The organism is Alkalicoccus halolimnae, assembly GCF_008014775.2.
In the GTDB taxonomy this organism is placed as follows: domain Bacteria; phylum Bacillota; class Bacilli; order Bacillales; family Salisediminibacteriaceae; genus Alkalicoccus; species Alkalicoccus halolimnae.
In genome coordinates this window covers 3,622,101-3,640,181 of the sequence record NZ_CP144914.1, presented here as the reverse complement: position 1 = coordinate 3,640,181, position 18,081 = coordinate 3,622,101, and the positions used below count along the sequence as shown (strand labels likewise).

Annotated in this window: 16 protein-coding genes; 14 read left to right on the top strand and 2 right to left on the bottom strand. The window is 47.7% G+C overall.

Annotated features, from left to right (window positions below; translation table 11 throughout):
- The first annotated feature begins 21 nt into the window (after positions 1 to 21).
- The 3 genes from FTX54_RS16510 to FTX54_RS16500 all read left to right on the top strand — a co-directional run bounded on the left by FTX54_RS16510 (position 22) and on the right by FTX54_RS16500 (position 4,517).
- On the top strand, positions 22 to 1,626 hold the full coding sequence (locus FTX54_RS16510; protein ID WP_147802564.1) for a flotillin family protein: 1,605 nt from the start codon (positions 22 to 24) through the stop codon (positions 1,624 to 1,626).
- A 468-nt stretch (positions 1,627 to 2,094) separates the two neighbouring features.
- Entirely contained in the window at positions 2,095 to 2,346 is a 252-nt protein-coding gene (locus tag FTX54_RS16505) for a glutaredoxin family protein (protein ID WP_187254448.1), read from the top strand.
- Positions 2,347 to 2,480: 134 nt separating this feature from the next.
- A complete protein-coding gene (locus FTX54_RS16500) occupies positions 2,481 to 4,517 on the top strand; it encodes a catalase (RefSeq protein ID WP_147802566.1) in 2,037 nt (678 codons plus the stop codon).
- A gap of 53 nt (positions 4,518 to 4,570) precedes the next feature.
- On the opposite strand, the gene FTX54_RS16495 is transcribed toward FTX54_RS16500, so the two are convergent.
- Entirely contained in the window at positions 4,571 to 5,146 is a 576-nt protein-coding gene (locus FTX54_RS16495; protein ID WP_147802567.1) for a protein-L-isoaspartate(D-aspartate) O-methyltransferase, read from the bottom strand.
- Positions 5,147 to 5,555: 409 nt separating this feature from the next.
- Here FTX54_RS16495 and FTX54_RS16490 point away from each other — a divergent pair, with 409 nt between their 5' ends.
- The 3 genes from FTX54_RS16490 to FTX54_RS16480 all read left to right on the top strand — a co-directional run bounded on the left by FTX54_RS16490 (position 5,556) and on the right by FTX54_RS16480 (position 8,507).
- Positions 5,556 to 6,143, top strand: coding sequence for a DedA family protein (locus FTX54_RS16490; RefSeq protein ID WP_147802568.1), 588 nt, complete (start codon positions 5,556 to 5,558; stop codon positions 6,141 to 6,143).
- A gap of 527 nt (positions 6,144 to 6,670) precedes the next feature.
- Positions 6,671 to 7,429, top strand: a complete 759-nt coding sequence (locus FTX54_RS16485) for a restriction endonuclease (protein WP_147802569.1) — start codon at positions 6,671 to 6,673, stop codon at positions 7,427 to 7,429.
- A gap of 100 nt (positions 7,430 to 7,529) precedes the next feature.
- Positions 7,530 to 8,507, top strand: coding sequence for a Gfo/Idh/MocA family protein (locus tag FTX54_RS16480; protein WP_147802570.1), 978 nt, complete (start codon positions 7,530 to 7,532; stop codon positions 8,505 to 8,507).
- 191 nt (positions 8,508 to 8,698) lie between these two features.
- Here FTX54_RS16480 and FTX54_RS16475 read toward each other — a convergent pair whose 3' ends face one another.
- The gene (locus FTX54_RS16475; RefSeq protein WP_422387408.1) at positions 8,699 to 9,055 is read right to left on the bottom strand and encodes a winged helix-turn-helix transcriptional regulator; all 357 of its coding nucleotides are present in this window, start codon (positions 9,053 to 9,055) and stop codon (positions 8,699 to 8,701) included.
- 126 nt (positions 9,056 to 9,181) lie between these two features.
- Here FTX54_RS16475 and FTX54_RS16470 point away from each other — a divergent pair, with 126 nt between their 5' ends.
- The 8 genes from FTX54_RS16470 (at position 9,182) to FTX54_RS16435 (ending at position 18,069) form a co-directional block, all read left to right on the top strand.
- Entirely contained in the window at positions 9,182 to 10,348 is a 1,167-nt protein-coding gene (locus FTX54_RS16470) for an iron-containing alcohol dehydrogenase (protein WP_147802572.1), read from the top strand.
- An 873-nt stretch (positions 10,349 to 11,221) separates the two neighbouring features.
- Positions 11,222 to 12,385, top strand: a complete 1,164-nt coding sequence (gene sat, locus FTX54_RS16465) for a sulfate adenylyltransferase (protein WP_147802573.1) — start codon at positions 11,222 to 11,224, stop codon at positions 12,383 to 12,385.
- 71 nt (positions 12,386 to 12,456) lie between these two features.
- Positions 12,457 to 14,235, top strand: a complete 1,779-nt coding sequence (locus FTX54_RS16460) for an SLC13 family permease (RefSeq protein ID WP_147802574.1) — start codon at positions 12,457 to 12,459, stop codon at positions 14,233 to 14,235.
- A 103-nt stretch (positions 14,236 to 14,338) separates the two neighbouring features.
- Positions 14,339 to 14,941, top strand: coding sequence for an adenylyl-sulfate kinase (gene cysC / locus FTX54_RS16455; protein ID WP_147802575.1), 603 nt, complete (start codon positions 14,339 to 14,341; stop codon positions 14,939 to 14,941).
- Positions 14,942 to 14,955: 14 nt separating this feature from the next.
- A complete protein-coding gene (locus tag FTX54_RS16450; protein ID WP_147802576.1) occupies positions 14,956 to 15,675 on the top strand; it encodes a phosphoadenylyl-sulfate reductase in 720 nt (239 codons plus the stop codon).
- 48 nt (positions 15,676 to 15,723) lie between these two features.
- Positions 15,724 to 16,497: a uroporphyrinogen-III C-methyltransferase gene (gene cobA, locus FTX54_RS16445; RefSeq protein ID WP_147802577.1), complete on the top strand. Its 774-nt coding sequence runs from the start codon at positions 15,724 to 15,726 to the stop codon at positions 16,495 to 16,497.
- 16 nt (positions 16,498 to 16,513) lie between these two features.
- Positions 16,514 to 17,272, top strand: a complete 759-nt coding sequence (locus FTX54_RS16440) for a sirohydrochlorin chelatase (protein ID WP_147802578.1) — start codon at positions 16,514 to 16,516, stop codon at positions 17,270 to 17,272.
- Complete coding sequence (locus tag FTX54_RS16435) at positions 17,269 to 18,069, top strand: uroporphyrinogen-III synthase (protein ID WP_147802579.1); 801 nt, start codon at positions 17,269 to 17,271, stop codon at positions 18,067 to 18,069. The genes FTX54_RS16440 and FTX54_RS16435 overlap by 4 nt, the downstream gene beginning before the upstream one ends.
- The last annotated feature ends 12 nt before the right edge of the window (positions 18,070 to 18,081 follow it).

Genomic DNA, 18,081 nt, shown 5'->3' with positions numbered 1-18,081 from the left:
GGAAAGGCAGGTTTTTTTTCAATGGCAATTATTTATGGGGGGATAGCCCTTTTTGTGCTGCTCGTAGCAGTCGGCGTGTACTTCCTGTACATGAAAATCCGCTACCGCACGGCGAGATCCAACGAAGCATTAATCATTACTGGACCGAATCTCGGGGATGAGGAAAAAGAAACGAACATCTTCTCGGATGAGGAAGGACGTTCCATGAAAATCATACGCGGCGGCGGTGTGCTGCTCAAGCGGTTCCAGACGTCCACGCCGGTTAACCTTACTTCTTTTCAACAGAAACTGACAACACCGAGAGTCTATACGGATGGCGGAGTACCGATCATAGCTGATGCGATCGTTATGGTAAAGGTTGCCGACCACTTAAAAGGGATTGCCAATTACGCCGAACAGTTCCTCGGAAAAGATCAGGATGAAATTGAAAGGGAAATCTCCGAAGTACTGAACGGTAACCTCCGGGCAATTTTAAGTAAAATGACGGTAGAGGGAATTAATGCCGACCGGGAAGGGTTTGCTTCCCAGGTCACCGAAGTCGCGCAGTCCCAGCTGGACCGGATGGGGTTTCATATTACGGCGCTTACTCTTACCGATCTTCGGGATGCCGATGAAGAGAATGGCTACTTAGAAAATCTCGGCCGTCCGCAGATCGCCAAAGTGCGCAAAGAAGCAGAAGTCGCGGAGGCGGAAAGCCGCAGGGAAACACGTATCAGCCGTGCAAAAACGGAAGAAGAAGCGAAAAAGAGCGAATACGAAAGTGAAATTTCCATGGCGGAAGCGCGTAAGGAAAAAGACATCCGTGATGCTTCCATTAAAGAAGATACAGAACGTGCCCGGGCCAAATCCGAGCAGGCTTATGACCTTGAAAAAGCTGTTCTGGACCGCAATGTGAAAGATGAAGAGCTCAACACTCAGTTTATGGAACGCGAGCGTTCTGTAAAACTTGAAGAAGAAGAAAACAAAGTACGTCGCACGAAACTTGACGCCGATTATTACGAAACGACTAAGCAGGCCGAGGCGAGAGCGAAGTCGGATGAGATTTCCGCAGAAGCAAAAGCCAAGGCAGATAAAATCGCCAAACAGGCCCAGGCTCAGATCCGCGTAGAAGAAGGAAAAGCGGATGCCGAAGTAACCAGGGAAAAAGGTAACGCGGCAGCGGAAATTCGAGTGCGTGAAGGTAATGCAGAAGCACAGGTTATCAGAGAGAAAGGTGAAGCGGAAGCGGAAGCACGCCGTCTGCTGGCAGATGCGATGGCCGAGCACGGGGAAGCGGTTATCCGCGAGAAGCTTATCGAAGCCCTTCCGAAAGTGGCAGCAGAGTTTGCCCGTCCTCTTTCCAACATTGACTCTGTCAAAGTAATCGACAGCGGTTCAGGAGAAGGAATGAACACGATGGGAAGCAGTGTCGCCCGCAACCTGATGGGCATGCAGGAGCCGGTTAAAGAAGCAACCGGCATCGACATTGCCGGACTCGTGAAGGATTTTACCGGTGATAAGCTGAACAAACTGAAAGAGAACATCAGTCAGATGCCGGTTGAAAAAGAAGCGGAGCCGGCAGCAGCCAGCGAAGCTCCGGTGGAAGAAACGCCGCTTCCGGAAGAAAAGAAAAAATCAGAAGAATAAACGTATCGGCAGCCTGACCCGGATTCATCCGTCAGGCTGCTTTTTTGTTTTGATACGCGCTGCTGTCGGCGACGAGAACTTGTTTTCATCACCCGCAGCCACTATTTTATCTTCACCTCTCCTTCAGGACCGGAAACGAATTATTTTGCCGGATGCAGAAGAACAAGGTAAAATTGTTTAAGGCAGTCGTTCTGCTGAAGTCGAATGTTATTTTATGGAGTACGACGGTTATTAACACTTTATTGAGGGCTGCCTTTAAAATAGATAAGCGGTAAACGGACGTTTTCGTTCCCATGGGGCCACTTTCCGGAGGGGCCGGAAAGCGTCTATCGGCAGGCGGAAACAGCCTCAGGCACTCCAAAAAAACACGGAGCTTTAACAGAGCCAAGAGAAAAAAGTAGTTTCCTTTACAGCAGCAAGGAACTTTAAAAGAAGCCGGAACAATTAAAAAACAAAGGAGGAATGAAAATGGCGGAAGTTATCGTTTATTCCACGAACGACTGCGTAGAATGCAGTATCGTAAAAAAGATGCTTGATCAGCACGGAATTAATTATGAAGTAAGAAACATTATGGAAAATAAAGCCTACCGGCAGGAAGTAGAGGATTTCGGTATTCTCGGTGTTCCTGTGACGGTCTATAATGGAGAAGCGGTAAAAGGAATGAACCCGGAACTGCAGGCGCTGGTGGAGAAAATTCAAAAGAATCAGCAGGAAGATTGAGGGCTGTCCAAAACGGATAGTCCTTTTTACTTAATGTCGGTGGAAAAGGAGGGGAATGCGTTTACAGGAAAAATGATAAGGGTATTTACTAACTATGTCTAATACCAGAATTTACTATAAAGGAGAGACTGTGTATGAGTAAGAATGAGAACAGTAAAAAAGATCAGCTCGAGCAGTTCACGACTGATGACCGGGGCCAGAAGCTCACAACGAATCAGGGACTGAAAGTTTCGGAAGATGAGTTTTCACTGAAGGCCGGCGAACGGGGGCCGACACTGCTGGAGGACTTTCATTTCCGCGAAAAAATGACGCATTTCGACCATGAGCGTATTCCGGAACGAGTTGTCCACGCCCGGGGATTTGCCGCACACGGCGAATTTCAGGTTTATGAATCGATGAAGGAATATACGAAAGCAGGTTTTCTGCAGGATCCATCCAAAAAAACCCCCGTATTTGTCCGCTTCTCCACGGTGGCAGGTTCACGTGGATCCGGAGAGCTGGCGAGAGATGCGCGCGGCTTTTCGACGAAATTTTACACAGAAGAGGGAAACTACGATTTAGTTGGTAATAACATACCTGTCTTTTTCATACAGGACGCTATTAAATTTCCGGATCTCGTTCATGCCTTGAAACCTGAACCGCATAACGAGATTCCTCAGGCGGCCTCGGCCCATGACACATTCTGGGACTTTGTCGCCAATAACCAGGAAGCGGCCCATATGGTCATGTGGGCGATGTCCGACCGCGCGATTCCACGCAGCTTCCGGATGATGGAAGGTTTCGGGGTGCATACTTTCCGTTTCGTAAATGAAGCAGGAAAATCGCACTTCGTGAAATTTCACTGGAAGCCGGTGCTCGGTACGCATTCTGTTATCTGGGACGAAGCGCAGAAGATAAATGGGAAAGATCCGGACTTCCACCGTCTGGATCTCTGGCAGTCGATTGAAAACGGCAATTATCCGGAATACGAGCTCGGGGTGCAGATCCTGAAAGAAGAAGACGAATTTAATTTTGATTTTGACATTCTTGATGCAACGAAACTGTGGCCGGAAGAAGAGATCCCTGTAAAAATTATCGGGAAAATGACGCTCAACCAGAACGTCGAAAACTATTTTGCGGAAACAGAGCAGGTAGCTTTCCATCCCGGTCACGTCGTACCGGGAATTGACTTCTCCAACGATCCGCTTCTGCAGGGACGTTTGTTTTCCTACACAGATACCCAGCTGATCCGTCTTGGCGGGCCGAACTTCCACGAGCTGCCGATCAACCGGCCGGTGTGTCCGTTCTTTAACAATCAGCGTGACGGCTATGGCCGGCAGACGATCAACAGAGGCCCCGTCGCTTATCACAAGAACTCGCTTGCCAACAACACACCTGAGCCTGCAAGTGAAGCAGAAGGCGGCTACAAACACTACGAGGAGAGAGTCGAAGGACATAAAATTCGTGCCCGCAGCGACAGTTTTAAAGACCACTTCTCCCAGGCGACTCTATTCTGGAACAGCATGAGCAGACCGGAAAAGGAACATCTCATTGAAGCGTTCAGCTTTGAATTAGGCAAAGTGGGAAGTGAATCTGTAAAGCAGCAGATCGTGGACATGTTCGCCAATGTAAGTACCGACCTGACGAAAGGTTTCGCCGAATCTATCGGTCTTGAAGCGCCGCAGCACGGCGGAAGCAGCGTGACGAAATCCTCGCCTGCATTAAGCCAGGAAAACACAGTGAAAAGTCCGGCTACACGAACGGTCGCTGTACTGATTGGAAATGGTTTTAACGGCGAAGAAGTAAACACTGTGCTTGCTCAGCTCAAGAAAGCAGGAGTTGTACCGGAAGTAGTCAGCGAAACGAAAGGAAAGATTAAAGGCAGTGACGGCTCCGAACTGGAAGTCGACCAGACGTTCCTTACTGTGGACTCCGTTCTTTATGATGCAGTCTATGCGGTCGGCGGAAACGAAGGAAATAAATCCTTCTTTAAAAAATGTGCCCTATTTATTCACGAAGCGTTTTCCCACTTCAAGCCGATTGGAGCATCTGAAGAGGGTAGAGCCCTTCTTAACCTTGATAATATGGACAATAGTCCCGGGGTTGTTTACGGCGGTGCCCCGGAGGACTTTGCAAAGCGGTTTATCGATGCAGTTGCAGAGCACCGCTTCTGGGACCGGGAAGTGGAATAATACGAAAGGAAGCAGAGAGGCGCTTTTTCCTCTCTGCTTTTTTATGCGCAGAATTATTTGTCATGCAGTTTCACAAACCGGACGTGGGCGAGCTGTTTTTTAACAATTTTTCCGCTCGTTTTTTTGTGCAGAAGCAGAAGTTCCTGAAGGTTCATATCGCCTACGGGGATAATCATTTTCCCACCTTCTTTAAGCTGGTCGATAAGCTTGGACGGAACGGTTTCGGCGGCCGCAGTTACCATAATCCGGTCAAACGGAGCAGCTTCCGGCCACCCTTCCGAACCATTTCCGAGACGAAAATGGATATTTTCAAAACCGGAAGCCGTTAATTTCTGCTCCGCCTTTTCCTGAAGCGGAGCGATACGCTCGATCGTGAAAACTTCCGAGGAAAAACGGGCCAGAAGGTTGGTCTGAAAGCCGCTGCCTGTACCGATTTCGAGTACTTTATGCTCTGGACGGAGATCAAGAGCAAGTGTCATATCAAGTACGAGAGACGGCTGCGAAATCGTCTGTCCGTACCCAATGGAAAAGGCGTGGTCCAAATGCGCCTTTTCTTTATCTTCCTCCATATAAAAACTTCGATCCAGCCGCTTAAAGTATTTTTTGATTTCTTTCTCGGTTTCATTCATTTTTCGGCCCTCCCTTTGTAAGTTTATGCTTATAGTATGTATACCATTTCTCCCGAAAAACGTAACGTGAATTTCTAATAACGAAACTGCTGTTTAGTCAGAAGGAAGAATAACCTATGGAAGGAAAGCAGATTTATTCTGAGGAAGAATATAAAAGGAGAGGTACGAAAAGATACGTGTGAAGCAGTTGTCAACGGTATAGCTATGGTCTTCTTCGGATCGGCTATGCACCCTTTTTTAGAGGACTATCCCCGGGAATCAGAAAAATCTTCTGTTTTCAATTTGAGCCCTTTGCTTCAATGGGCTATAATAAAAGGGTTTCCTGCTTTTCTTTATTAAAGTCCGTTATCATTCACGGGGAGAAGGGTAAGAAAGTATAATGAGATGATCATAGAGAGGAGTCTCCCTTATGCTGGAGATTATTTTTGATATATTAAAACAGCTCGGAATAACAGGCCTGATCATCGGGATCGGAGTCGAAGCGCTGTCTGTTCCTTTTCCAGCGGCGATTGTTTTCCTGCTCTACGGCTATGTAATGCAGCCTTCGGGATTGGAGCTGATCTGGATCAGTCTGGGAGCTTCTGCTGCCTACACCGGCATCGCTTACATTCCTTATCTGCTTTCCGTAAAATTTAAATACCTCGTGCAGAGGCGGGTGCAGTCAGGACGTGCTCAGAGAATGGTGACTGTAATGGAAAAATACCGGGGGTGGACTATCGCCGGAGGCCGGGTTCTTGGTATGGGCTACATCGTTTACGTTGCTTCTTTCTGCAGAATCAGTCCGATCCGCTATGGTATTTTTACATTTATAGGCATAGTGCCTGTCGCTCTAAGCATGCTTTACCTTGGAGGTCTGGGAAACGTCGAAGCTGTTTACACGACCTTTCAGAATGTCCAGTACCTCGTTATGGGTGTGCTTGCTGCTGCACTTGGATACTACATTTACTACCGCGTGAAAAGAAGAAAAGAAGCCCGTCCCGGGGAAGTGAAATATTAGGATGACTCCTTTTCGTTCCCGGTAAGAAGCCCTCTCCCATGATTCTTTTCTGTGAGAAGCACCAGCATAAAAGTGTAAAAATGATACCGGGACAAACTCCGGTAAATATACAAAGACCTTCGCCATTGGTGAAGGTCTTTTCCTTTTTCCGCAGGTGTCTTTGCCCTGAGTAAGGGAACTTCCCCTATATGCAGATAGAAGGATGGTCAGAAGGGATTTTCTTAATTTAGAAGGCGGCCTCCTGCTCTGTCTTTTTCCCGTAAGCTGTAAAGAACATGGGGCAACTCCGAGGCGATCAAGGACGAGCCCCACTCCGCCCGACGAAAGGGAGGACGGAATCAGCTGAGGCCGGTCCTGCGCCCCCATGGAAACGAAAGCGCACGTTCATCGATTATCTACTTTATTTTCGAGGTAGTCTTATTTATAAAAGTATACGTAGAGAAACTGCTTAATTCTTCCAGTATCATGGAATAGAGGACGGTTTTATAGTAATATATTTACATATAATTTGAATTCAGGAGGTATGTATGGGGAAACGTGCTAAGAGCAGCAAGGAAAATGCTTTAGAAAACCAAATAATCAAACTGATGGCTGTCATATTTTTTGTGGCGGCTCTCGGTATGACGCAGGATTTTCAAATCAGCATCTTTTTCGGCCTGATCGGTATGACAGCAGCGATCGTCTTTTTGCTTTGGAGAATTAAACAGCGTAATAAAAAACTGAAACGGGCAGGAATGGATGAGATCGATCAGATGGAAGGGATAGAGTTCGAAAAGTACCTGCGCCTTTATTTCACTGATAAGGGTTATACCGTTAAAGATACCCCGATTTCCGGAGACTTCGGGGCAGATCTGATACTGGATAACAACGAGGAAAAAATCGTGGTTCAGGCGAAGCGTTATAGCAGTCGTGTCGGTATCAAAGCCGTACAGGAATCCCTCTCCAGTCTGCCTTATTATAAAGCGGATAAAGCTGTGGTCATTACAAACAGCGAGTTCACAAAAGCGGCAGCAGAACTTGCAGAAAAAACCGGTGTAAAGCTGGTTGGTCGGGAAGAACTGATCAAAATGATGACCGGATTTCACCGGGGAAAGAAAAAGAAGCCTTTCACGGATAAGGAAGTGCGGGATGAAAAACGACCGTCAGGTGAACCGCTTCCTGAAAAAGCCCCTGCTCTGTTATGTCCCAGATGCGGCGGAGAAATGGTGGAGAGAAACGGAAAGTATGGGGCATTTCAGGGCTGCAGCTCTTTTCCAGCGTGCCGTTATACGGCAGTAGCTGAATAAATATAAATAATACTTTCACAGAACGAAAAGCGCTTGTGATAAACTCAAAGAAGCATGCGGTGGGTGAAAGCCGCTGACTAAACGCTATTGGAGGAACGTTATGACGCTTCGTATCGGAATGATAGGGACAGGCGGTTTCAGCAGGAAACATGCCGGCCATTTAACGGCAATGGATGGGGTGAAAGTGCAGGCAATATGCGGGACGAAACTGGAAAAAGCAGAAAAAATGGCTGTGGATTTCGAGGGGGCCGCCGCTTACAGCGAGGTCAAAGAAATGCTGGATAAAGAACGGCTCGATGCCGTATATATTTGCGTTCCCCCAATGGCGCACGGGGAAATAGAGCTGGACCTGATCGATCGCCGCATTCCCTTTCTAGTGGAAAAACCGCTCGGAGTGGACAAAGGTACAGTGGAACGTATTCACGAGCGTTTGAAGCAGCAGCCTTTAATTACTTCTGTCGGCTACCATTTCCGTTACGCTCCTTCGGCGGAGGTGTTAAAAACTCATCTGGGTGATGCGACCATCGGCCTTATTTCCGGCCAGTGGATGGGGGACATGCCCGAAGTGCCGTGGTGGAGAAAACAGGAAGGTTCGGGAGGGCAGTTTATGGAGCAGACGACGCATATCGTCGACCTGATGCGTTATATCGCTGGAGAGGTTACAGAAGTGTACGCCAGTTACGCCAACCGCGTCAATCATAAGAAATTTGAGGGAGTGACTGTTGCAGATGTCGGCACGGTAAATCTGAAACTGGAAAGCGGGGCTGTGGCTTCGCTTTCCAACGTCTGCATCCTCCCTTCAGGAGTCGACCGCGTCGGGATGACCGTTTATACAGATCAAACGATTATAGACTGGCAGCCGGAAGCTGTAACGGTGACCGGTAAAGAAGGAACAGCGGCAGAAGCGCTCCAGAAAAAGGATCCTTACGTGCTTGAAAGTGAAGCATTTCTGCATGCGGTCAGAACGGGAGATGCGTCCGGCATTCTCTCTGATTACAAGGATGCGTATAAAACACATCTTGTCACATGGGCCGCCCTTACGTCCGCACAGACAGGATCTGCAGTAAAACTTTCCTAAGAAAGCAGGTCTTTGGGTGCTCCTGTTTCCGGAAACTAAAGCAAAATAGATAACTGGAGAGGGTTCAAAAATACATCAGCACAGCAGAAAGCCTTCCTGAAAAAACAATCAGGAAGGCTTTTTTTATACGGCGGGACAAATGCGTTTACGGGTTTTTCTGCTGTTATCTTCTAGTCTGCTCTTTCCTGTCATTAAGCATCTTTCTTCTGTTCTTTTTCTTTTACTACGGTATTCATGTATCCTTTTCCCCATGAATACATCGATTCGAGAATCGGAATTAAGCTGACGCCGTTGGCCGTTAGAGAGTATTCCACTTTAGGGGGGACGACCGGGTACACTTCCCGGTGGATAATGTCGTCGGATTCGAGTTCACGAAGCTGGTTCGTGAGCATTTTTTGTGTGATATTGGGCAGGAGCGCCTTTAATTCACTGAATCGCTTCGTCCCCTCCTTGCCTAAATACCAGATAATAATCATCTTCCATTTCCCGCCGATAATCGACAGTGTCAGTTCTTTTTCACAGTTGAAGCTGGCTAAATCACGTTCCATTCTGGTCACCTGCATCTCTCTAAGTATCTTTTTTGATACTATACCACAAATAAGTGCGTACTTACGAAAAATATACTCAGCATATACAATGAGAAATGTAGAAAGAAAAAAGGAGTGCATGCAATTATGAACAGATTTACGATTCCAAGAGAAGTCTTCTTTGGAGAAGACGCTTTAGATAAGCTTAAAGAATTTGACGGTGAAAAAGCCGCCCTCGTTATTGGAGGAGGGTCTGCGAAGAAAAACGGAAGCCTTGCTAAAATTGAAAGCCTGCTGAAAGAGGCAGGAATAGAAACAAATGTATATGAAGGATTCAATACAGAGCCAACGGTGAAGATGGTCCAGGACGGCGCCGCAGCGCTGAATGAATTTGATCCGGACTGGATTATCGGGATCGGAGGCGGTTCCGTGATGGACGCAGCGAAAGCGATGTGGCTCTTCCATGAACATCCGCAGCTGACATTTGAAGAAGCTGCCAAGCCGTTTACACTGCCGAAACTTCGTCATAAAGCAAAGTTTGCCGGTATTCCGACAACGAGCGGCAGCGGGGCAGAAGTCTCAAACCTGTCTGTAGTGACAGATGAAAAGACAAACATTAAATATCCACTGGCGGATTTTGAACTGACACCGGATGTTGCTTTAATCGACCCGGCAATGGTTGAAACGCTTCCCGGCAACGTTCTGGCGGATACAGGCATGGATGCTTTCACACACAGTATTGAAGCATACGTTGCTAAGCCGCGCACAGTTATCACCGATTCGCTGGCTGTCGGCGCAGCGGAAATCGTTAAAGATAATCTGCTTGCTTCTTACAATGGAGATCAGGAAGCCAGGAAAGAAGTACACAACGCTCAGGCAATGGCCGGTATGTCATTCGCTAACGCTGTACTTGGAAATGTGCACAGCCTTGCTCATAAAAGCGGACCGACGTTTGGTATCCCGCACGGCCGCGCGAACGCGATTTATCTGCCATACGTGATTCAGTTTAACAGCCCGGTTGTAAAAGAACGCTTTGCGAAACTGGCAGACCGCATCGGACTTGAAGGAAATACAGACGAGGAGCTCGTTCAGTCGCTGACTGCTTACATCGACCAGCTGAATAAAGATCTTGGTATTCCGAAGACGCTGCGCGAATTTGGTGTAACCGAAGAAGACTTCAAAGCCCATGTTGATACGATGGCGGCAAACGCGATGGAAGATCCTTGTACAGGAACAAATCCACGGGAAACATCCGAAGCAGAAATGAAAAAGCTGTTTGAAGCAGCATTCTACGGAGAGAACGTTACGTTTTAAGCAGTAAAGAAACACCAAAAGCCTGACAGGAATGGAGCGGATCAGCTCTTTCCTCTCAGGCTTTTTTTAATATTCCACCTTGAAAATAAAGTAGATAATCGGTAAACGTGCGCTTTCGTTTCCATGGGACGCAGGGCCGGCCTCAGCTAATCCCTTCCTCCCCACGGTCGGCAGGGATGGATCTTCAGCTCGTCCTTTATCGCCCAGGAGTCGCCCCATATCCACTCCAGCTCACGGTAAAAAGATAGAGAAGTATCTGCCATCTAATAAAGAAAATTCCTTCTTGAAAATCATTCATACCACCTTTATAGATAGGAAATTCCCTTCCTGTAAAAGGGCATTTTCATCCTTCATGGTGCAATGATTCTGCATGAGTAGCTCTGTTAACTTTCGGAGTTGCTTCAATGATTCGCGCTGCGTTTTCCTGCTTGTACTATAAAGGCAGAAGTCAGCACAATGAATACGAAAGCTATAATAATCAGCAGTGGATTGTCCAATATAACCGCAACCAAATCCAACGTCATCCCCCCTGAATTAAAATATTCACACGACAAAGTTATTTCAAAAACCTAACTTTGCTGAATGTATCATACATTTCTAAAACTGGAAATGAATCTCCTTTTACTAAAAAATTCCGGCTTAAATTTCTCTCCAGTACCAGGAGGGCTCTCTTAAAAGGAATCAGTTAATTGAACAAACTTTCAAGAATACTCTTGCAATATTCGGATACTTGTACTATTCTATACAGAACCTTATTTAAACAGCCGGGTCTTCTTTTTTTATGTTAATCCATAGTAAAAAGGGAGGAATTATACGATTGATAAGTTAAATCGTTCCGAGAGGCACAGAAACTAAAAACGGAGGGGTATATCGATGGCGATTGAAGCACACGGAGGGACACTCGTAAACAAAGAGCTGCAGGGAGAAGAAAGAACAAAGGCGCTCGCAGAAGCAGAGCAGCTTAACCCGCTGATTATATCAGCATGGACGGTTTCAGATTTGGAACTGATCGGCATTGGAGGCTTCAGCCCGTTGACCGGATTTATGAAACAGGCGGACTATGAAGGAGTCGTCCATAATACACGTCTCGCAGACGGGACGGTCTGGAGTGTGCCGATTACGCTTTCTGTTACGGCAGACGAGTCAGCAAAATATCCACTCGGCTCAGAAGCTGCTCTTAAAGGAGAAGATGGAATTATTTACGGCACGGTGAAAGTAGAAGAAAAATACAGCTATAATAAAGAACTGGAAGCGGAGAATGTGTACGGAACGACGGAAGCGGCTCATGCTGGTGTAGGAAAACTGTACGAACGCGGGGACGTTTACATCGGAGGAGAAATAAAGCTTCTGAACCGTCCGGATCACAGTGATTTCCAGGCTTACCATATGGATCCGAAGGAAACCCGGAAGATGTTTGCAGATCTTGGATGGAAAACCATCGTCGGATTCCAGACGAGAAACCCGGTGCACCGCGCCCACGAATATATTCAAAAATGTGCGCTGGAAGCGGTGGACGGTCTGCTGTTGAATCCACTTGTCGGAGAAACAAAATCAGATGACGTATCTGCAGAAATCCGCATGGAGAGCTACGAAGTGATTTTGAAACATTACTATCCGAAAGAACGTACGCGACTGGTCATTTATCCGGCAGCGATGCGTTATGCGGGACCCAAAGAAGCCATTCTCCACGCGATTGTCCGGAAGAATTACGGGTGCACTCATTTCATTGTCGGACGTGATCACGCGGGTGTCGGCGACTACTACGGAACGTACGAGGCGCAGGATTTTATTGCGCAGTTTGAAGAAGAACTCGGTATTCAGATTTTCAAGTTTGAGCACGCCTTTTACTGCACAGAGTGTGAAGCGATGGGGTCTGCAAAAACATGCCCGCACGACAAACAGTATCATGTGCATCTAAGCGGAACGAAGGTTCGGGAAATGCTGCGTAACGGCGAAAAGCCTCCTAAACAGTTCTCCCGGCCGGAAGTTGCTGACGTGCTAATCAAAGGCCTGAAAGAGACCGCTCCGGTAAAGTAGCCGCCCGTTCCCCCGGCTGAACTTGGAATTAAGCAGGGTCATCACAGTATTCAGAGGGGAGGGACGACGTTATGACGGTGGAAATCGGTTTAGTATTAACAATTATTCTGGTCATGCTTATCTGTCTGATAAAAGAAGTAGCCAGGCCGCATTTCATCCTGTTTGTAACGCTCGCTCTCTTTCTTTTGATAGGCATTCTGGAACCGGAAGAAGCCCTGCGCGGGTTTTCGAACGAAGGGATGCTGACAGTCGGACTTCTTTTTGTCGTAGCAGGGGCCGTTCAGCAGACGGGAGCCCTTACTGCACTCGTGAAACGTTCGCTCGGCACAGGGAATGGCAGAAAGAAATCGCTTGCGAGGATGATGTATCCTGTTGCAGGATTATCAGCATTTTTGAACAACACGCCGATCGTCGTGATGTTTACTCCGATAGTAAGAAAATGGTGTGAGGATAGAAATATAGCCCCTTCGAAGTTTTTAATGCCCCTTTCCTACGCAGCTATTTTTGGAGGGACCCTCACCTTAATCGGCACATCGACCAACCTCGTGATCCATGGATTTATGCTGGAGCGGGGGCTGGAAGGGTTTACCATGTTCCAGCTGGCGGTTGTAGGGCTTCCGGCAAGTATCATTGGCGTTCTTTACATGGTAACCATCGGCGATAAACTGCTCCCGGACCGGAAAACATCTACAGAAGCTTTCCAGGATGCCTCAAAGGAATATCTTTCAGAAGCAAAAGTGGAAAAAAATTCTTCTCTTGCAGGTAAAACCATTCTGGAAGCCGGACTGCGAAGTTTAAAAGGACTTTATTTAATTGAAATTATCCGAAACGGCTACCGGACAGCCCCGGTTGCTTCCTATACCACGCTTGAATCGGAAGACAGGCTTATTTTCACCGGCCCCTTTTCCACGATTATTGATCTGCAGAATGTAAAAGGGCTGCACGTCGAAACGGGAACGGATGTAAAGCTCAATGAACTGCAGAACGGGAGTGCGTCACTGATGGAGGCCGTCGTTTCCCACCGCTCCGTCCTGGCTGGACAGACGGTGAAAGAAACGTGTTTCCGCACAACGTACGACGCAGGGGTCGTTGCGGTCCACCGCAACGACGAGCACGTAAAAGGAAAAGTCGGTGAAATTGTTTTGAAGCCGGGAGATACCCTGCTGCTTCTCGCAAACCGTGATTTTGAGAAACGCTGGACCGGAACAGAAGATTTTTATCTCATTTCTCCGGTCGATAAGCCGGAAATTACCGATTCTAAAAAATCATTGATTTCGCTTACGACGCTCGTCGCTATGATCCTCCTGGCGGCATTCGGCATTCTTTCCATGTTCGAAGCCGCGCTGCTTGCGGTTGTGACTTTGTTTTTAACGAAATCTGTTTCGGTCGATGTAACGAGGCGCTTCATACAGTTTGACATTCTCCTGCTTATCGCCTGCGCTATCGGTATAGGTCTTGCACTCGAACAAAGCGGAGCGGCCGCTTTTATTGCAGAATATTTTGTAGAAATCTCCAGTGGATTTGGCGTGATCGGCGCCCTGTTTGTAGTTTACTTGTTAACTTCCATTTTTACGGAAATTATTACAAATAATGCAGCGGCGGTACTTATGTTTCCGATAGCCCACGCCGTAGCGAATCAGCTTGGACAGGATCCAGTCGGCTTTTTCGTAGCGATCGCCATTGCCGCTTCGGCAAGCTTTGCTACACCGATCGGCTATCAGACGAATTTAATCGTCTACGGCCCGGGCGGATACCGGTTTACGGATTACTTGAAAGTGGGTATCCCGCTCAATATTATTTATCTCATCGTCACCGTCTCCATTGTTTCTGTAGTCTGGCTTAACGTTTAGAACATGTCTTTTCGACCATTGACAGAAAACTAAAAATTTTTATAAACTAAACCGAGTAAATAGATAAGAATTATAAAAAAGCTTATAGATGGAGGGATCATGCATGAGCAAATCAGCAAATATCGTCTGGCACGATTCAAAAGTAACGAAAGAAGACAGGCAGAAGCAGCATGGACACGAAGGAGCGGTTCTCTGGTTTACCGGCCTTTCCGGCTCCGGGAAATCGACTGTTTCTGTGGAGGTGGAAAAAGCACTTCATCAGGAAGGTCTGCATACGTACCGGCTTGACGGGGATAATGTCCGCCACGGCTTAAACAGCAACCTCGGATTTTCACCGGCAGACCGGACAGAAAACATCCGTCGGATCGGTGAGGTGAGCAAGCTGATGTCCGATGCAGGGCTGATTACGCTGACTGCTTTTATCTCTCCATATAAAGAAGACCGCGGGCAGGTAAGAAATGTGCTTGAAGAGGGTGAATTCATCGAAGTGTTTGTGAAATGCGGCCTCGATACGTGCGAAGAGCGGGATCCGAAGGGCCTTTATAAAAAAGCCAGATCCGGAGAAATTACAGGTTTCACCGGTATTGATGCCCCGTATGAAGAGCCGGTCGATCCCGAAATTACCATTGAAACAGACAAGGAAACTCTTGAGGCGTCGGTTGAGAAGATTGTTTCCTATATTAAAGCCCGGAAAGTCCACGAATAAAGGAGGCGGGGAAGATGACAGAAGTAAAAACAACGTATGAGAACTTTTCAAATCCTTTTCATGAAAAGGAGCCGAGTGACGATACGAAAGGTGCACGCAGCGTTCTCGAGTGGGCCTACGAATCGTATGACTCTCTCGTCTATGCTTGCAGTTTCGGCGCAGAAGGCATTGTTCTCATCGATATGATTGCTGATATAAAAAAAGATGCGGAAATTGTTTTTCTTGATACCGGACTGCATTTTGCGGAAACCTATGAGCTGATTGAAAAAGTTAAGCGGAGGTACCCTGAGCTGCGTATTCACATGAAGAAGCCGGAGCTGACGGTACGAGAGCAGGCGGAGGAACACGGCGAAGCACTCTGGCTCAGGCACCCTGACCAGTGCTGCTATATTCGTAAAATTAAGCCGCTTGAAGAAGCCCTTTCCGGAGCGGAGGCATGGATATCAGGTCTGCGCCGGGAACAGTCTCCGAGCCGGGCGGCTACAAACTTCGTGAACAAAGATGACCGGTTTGCTTCGGTCAAAGTCTGCCCGCTTATTCACTGGTCGTGGGACGATGTGTGGAATTATATCCACGAACGGCAGCTTGATTACAACGAGCTTCACGATGAGGGATATCCGAGCATTGGCTGCGTGCCCTGCACAACCGCTGTAGAAGAAGGCGGCGACAGCCGGGACGGACGCTGGCAGGGAATCGGAAAGACAGAATGCGGTCTTCATACAGCAAGAAAATAAGAAATGCAGTAAAAAGCCTGCATGGGAGCGAAGAGGGGGGATTTATCCATGAGTAAAGTTTATATCGTCGGGGCCGGACCGGGGGACATTGATTTAATAACGGTAAAAGGTCTCAAGTCGATTCAGAAAGCAGATGTCATTCTTTATGACCGGCTGATAAATATGGATCTGCTGAAAGAGGCACAGCCGCACGCAGAACTGGTATACTGTGGGAAAAGCCCGGCAAATCACTCGATGAGCCAGGAGAAAATCAACCAGCTTCTCTGTACCTATGCGCTGAAAGGAAACACGGTGACACGTTTAAAAGGAGGAGATCCCTTTATTTTTGGACGGGGAGGAGAAGAAGCAGAAGCGCTCGCTCTGCATAATATTGTCTATGAAATTGTACCGGGTGTGACTTCAGGTGTTGCGGCCTCTGCCTACGCGGGCATTCCCGTTACCCACCGCGACTACAGTTCTTCTGTAGCATTCATCTCCGGAGTGAGCAAGCTTGGGCCAGAATCCGATGAGTACTGGAAAAACGTCGTGAAAAGTATGGATACGCTCTGTATTTATATGGGAGTCCGCAAGCTTCCGGAAATTTGTGAAAAGCTGATACGGCACGGGCGGACAGCGAAAACCCCGGTGGCTCTTATTCAGTGGGGAACGACCGAAGACCAGCTGACGGTGACCGGCACCCTTGCCGATATTGTAGAAAAGTCACGTAGTGTAGAGCAGCCGTCCATGATCGTTGTCGGAGAAGTTGTGAAGCTGCGGGAAAAGCTGCAGTGGTTCGAACAGCTGAAGAAAGAAGAGAGTGTTCCGGCATTAGCCGGGCTGTAAAGAAGGAGGGAGAACGATGCAGGGAGTCTTGTACGTCAGCCATGGAAGCCGCGTAAAAGAAGCAGCACAGCAGGCGGTCTCCTTTTTGGAAGATGTGAAGAAAAAGGTGGACGTGCCGCTTCAGGAAATTTGTTTTCTTGAATTAGCGGAGCCGGATATTGCCGCAGGAGCGGCGAAACTGGTGGAACAGGGTGCATTAAACATTACTGTTATTCCTGTCCTGCTGCTGAGTGCCGGCCACTATTATGAAGATATTCCAGAGGAGATCGAAGAAGTTAAGCGCCGCCATCCGCAGATTTCCTTTACGTACGGAAAGCCGATCGGAGTGCAGGAACGTGTTATTGATATTGCTGTTGACCGCATCAGAGAAACAGGAGTGCCCGTAAAAGAAAATGCGTCTCTCCTCGTTGTTGGACGCGGCAGCCGAGATCCTCAGACAAAACAGGATATTGAGCATATCGCAGGGCGCCTTAAAGAAAAAACAGGGGCTGTACACGCAGATGTCTGCTACCTTGCTGCATGCAGTCCATCTTTTGATGAAGGACTCGAAAAAGCACTCGAACGTGCGGCTCCCCAGACTTTCGTCGTTCCCTATTTATGGTTCACCGGCATACTCATGCAGACGATGCAGCAAAAAATAGATCACCTTTCCGATGAGGACCGCGGCTTTATCCTCTGCAGCTATCTGGGCGATCATCCAAACATGATCGATGCTCTCGCTGCACGCGTGTACGAAGCACTTCCGGCGGGCGTCGGGAAAGGAGAGAGCCGATGAAAGATTTAACCGGAAAACGAATTGCGATCGCAGCTGACCGCCAGTCGGATGCAATTCGTACGATGGTGGAGAAAAAAGGCGGAGAAGCCGTCGTTTATTCGATTCAGGGAAAGCAGCATCTGGATGAACAGACGAGCAGGGAAAACGTGAAAACTTTTCTCGCAGAAGAGTTTGAATGGGCTGTTCTGACAACAGGAATCGGAGCCAGGACACTCGCTGAATCAGCTTCCAAGGCAGGTCTGGCTGAGGCATTTATTAGTAAATTGAAGAAAACGAAACTCGTAATCCGCGGCAGCAAAACGATGAAATGGCTTAAAGAAAACGATCTGCAGCCGTACCTTCTTTCGGAAGACGGTACGATGAACAATCTTCTCGAAGCGTTTTCAGAAGAATCAGCCCCTGAAAACCGTATTTTTTTACAAGCCTACAATCAGGACGATGCGCGGCTTAAAGAAAAACTCGAGCAAGACGGCGGAAACGTTTATTTATCGCAGCCTTATATCCATGAAGCTCCACCAAAGGAGACGGTGACCCGGCTGCGGGAGGCCATTTCAGCACAAAGTGTGGATGCAGTATTATTTACAAGTAAAAAACAGGTCATCAACTTATTTTCTGAGGAAAACAGCACTCTGATCCCGGCTTTTCATGAGGGAGTCCTTGCCGCTGCTGTGGGAAAAGTGACAGCAGGAGAGCTGGAAAATCAGGGCATTACCAATGTGCTGCAGCCGGAGTCTCAGAAAATGGGTGCGATGATTGTTGAAATAGAGCGTTATTACCGGAAACAGGAAAGCCGGTAACTATCACATTAC

What these genes read in the sequence shown, in the direction of transcription:
- FTX54_RS16495 (WP_147802567.1), bottom strand. Translation starts at nt 5,146, where the DNA reads ATGAATGAAACCGAGAAAGAAATCAAAAAATACTTTAAGCGGCTGGAT.
- cobA (WP_147802577.1), top strand. Translation starts at nt 15,724, where the DNA reads ATGAGTAAAGTTTATATCGTCGGGGCCGGACCGGGGGACATTGATTTA.
- cysC (WP_147802575.1), top strand. Translation starts at nt 14,339, where the DNA reads ATGAGCAAATCAGCAAATATCGTCTGGCACGATTCAAAAGTAACGAAA.
- FTX54_RS16480 (WP_147802570.1), top strand. Translation starts at nt 7,530, where the DNA reads ATGACGCTTCGTATCGGAATGATAGGGACAGGCGGTTTCAGCAGGAAA.
- FTX54_RS16450 (WP_147802576.1), top strand. Translation starts at nt 14,956, where the DNA reads ATGACAGAAGTAAAAACAACGTATGAGAACTTTTCAAATCCTTTTCAT.
- FTX54_RS16510 (WP_147802564.1), top strand. Translation starts at nt 22, where the DNA reads ATGGCAATTATTTATGGGGGGATAGCCCTTTTTGTGCTGCTCGTAGCA.
- sat (WP_147802573.1), top strand. Translation starts at nt 11,222, where the DNA reads ATGGCGATTGAAGCACACGGAGGGACACTCGTAAACAAAGAGCTGCAG.
- FTX54_RS16485 (WP_147802569.1), top strand. Translation starts at nt 6,671, where the DNA reads ATGGGGAAACGTGCTAAGAGCAGCAAGGAAAATGCTTTAGAAAACCAA.
- FTX54_RS16460 (WP_147802574.1), top strand. Translation starts at nt 12,457, where the DNA reads ATGACGGTGGAAATCGGTTTAGTATTAACAATTATTCTGGTCATGCTT.
- FTX54_RS16490 (WP_147802568.1), top strand. Translation starts at nt 5,556, where the DNA reads ATGCTGGAGATTATTTTTGATATATTAAAACAGCTCGGAATAACAGGC.
- FTX54_RS16435 (WP_147802579.1), top strand. Translation starts at nt 17,269, where the DNA reads ATGAAAGATTTAACCGGAAAACGAATTGCGATCGCAGCTGACCGCCAG.
- FTX54_RS16440 (WP_147802578.1), top strand. Translation starts at nt 16,514, where the DNA reads ATGCAGGGAGTCTTGTACGTCAGCCATGGAAGCCGCGTAAAAGAAGCA.
- FTX54_RS16505 (WP_187254448.1), top strand. Translation starts at nt 2,095, where the DNA reads ATGGCGGAAGTTATCGTTTATTCCACGAACGACTGCGTAGAATGCAGT.
- FTX54_RS16470 (WP_147802572.1), top strand. Translation starts at nt 9,182, where the DNA reads ATGAACAGATTTACGATTCCAAGAGAAGTCTTCTTTGGAGAAGACGCT.
- FTX54_RS16475 (WP_422387408.1), bottom strand. Translation starts at nt 9,055, where the DNA reads ATGGAACGTGATTTAGCCAGCTTCAACTGTGAAAAAGAACTGACACTG.
- FTX54_RS16500 (WP_147802566.1), top strand. Translation starts at nt 2,481, where the DNA reads ATGAGTAAGAATGAGAACAGTAAAAAAGATCAGCTCGAGCAGTTCACG.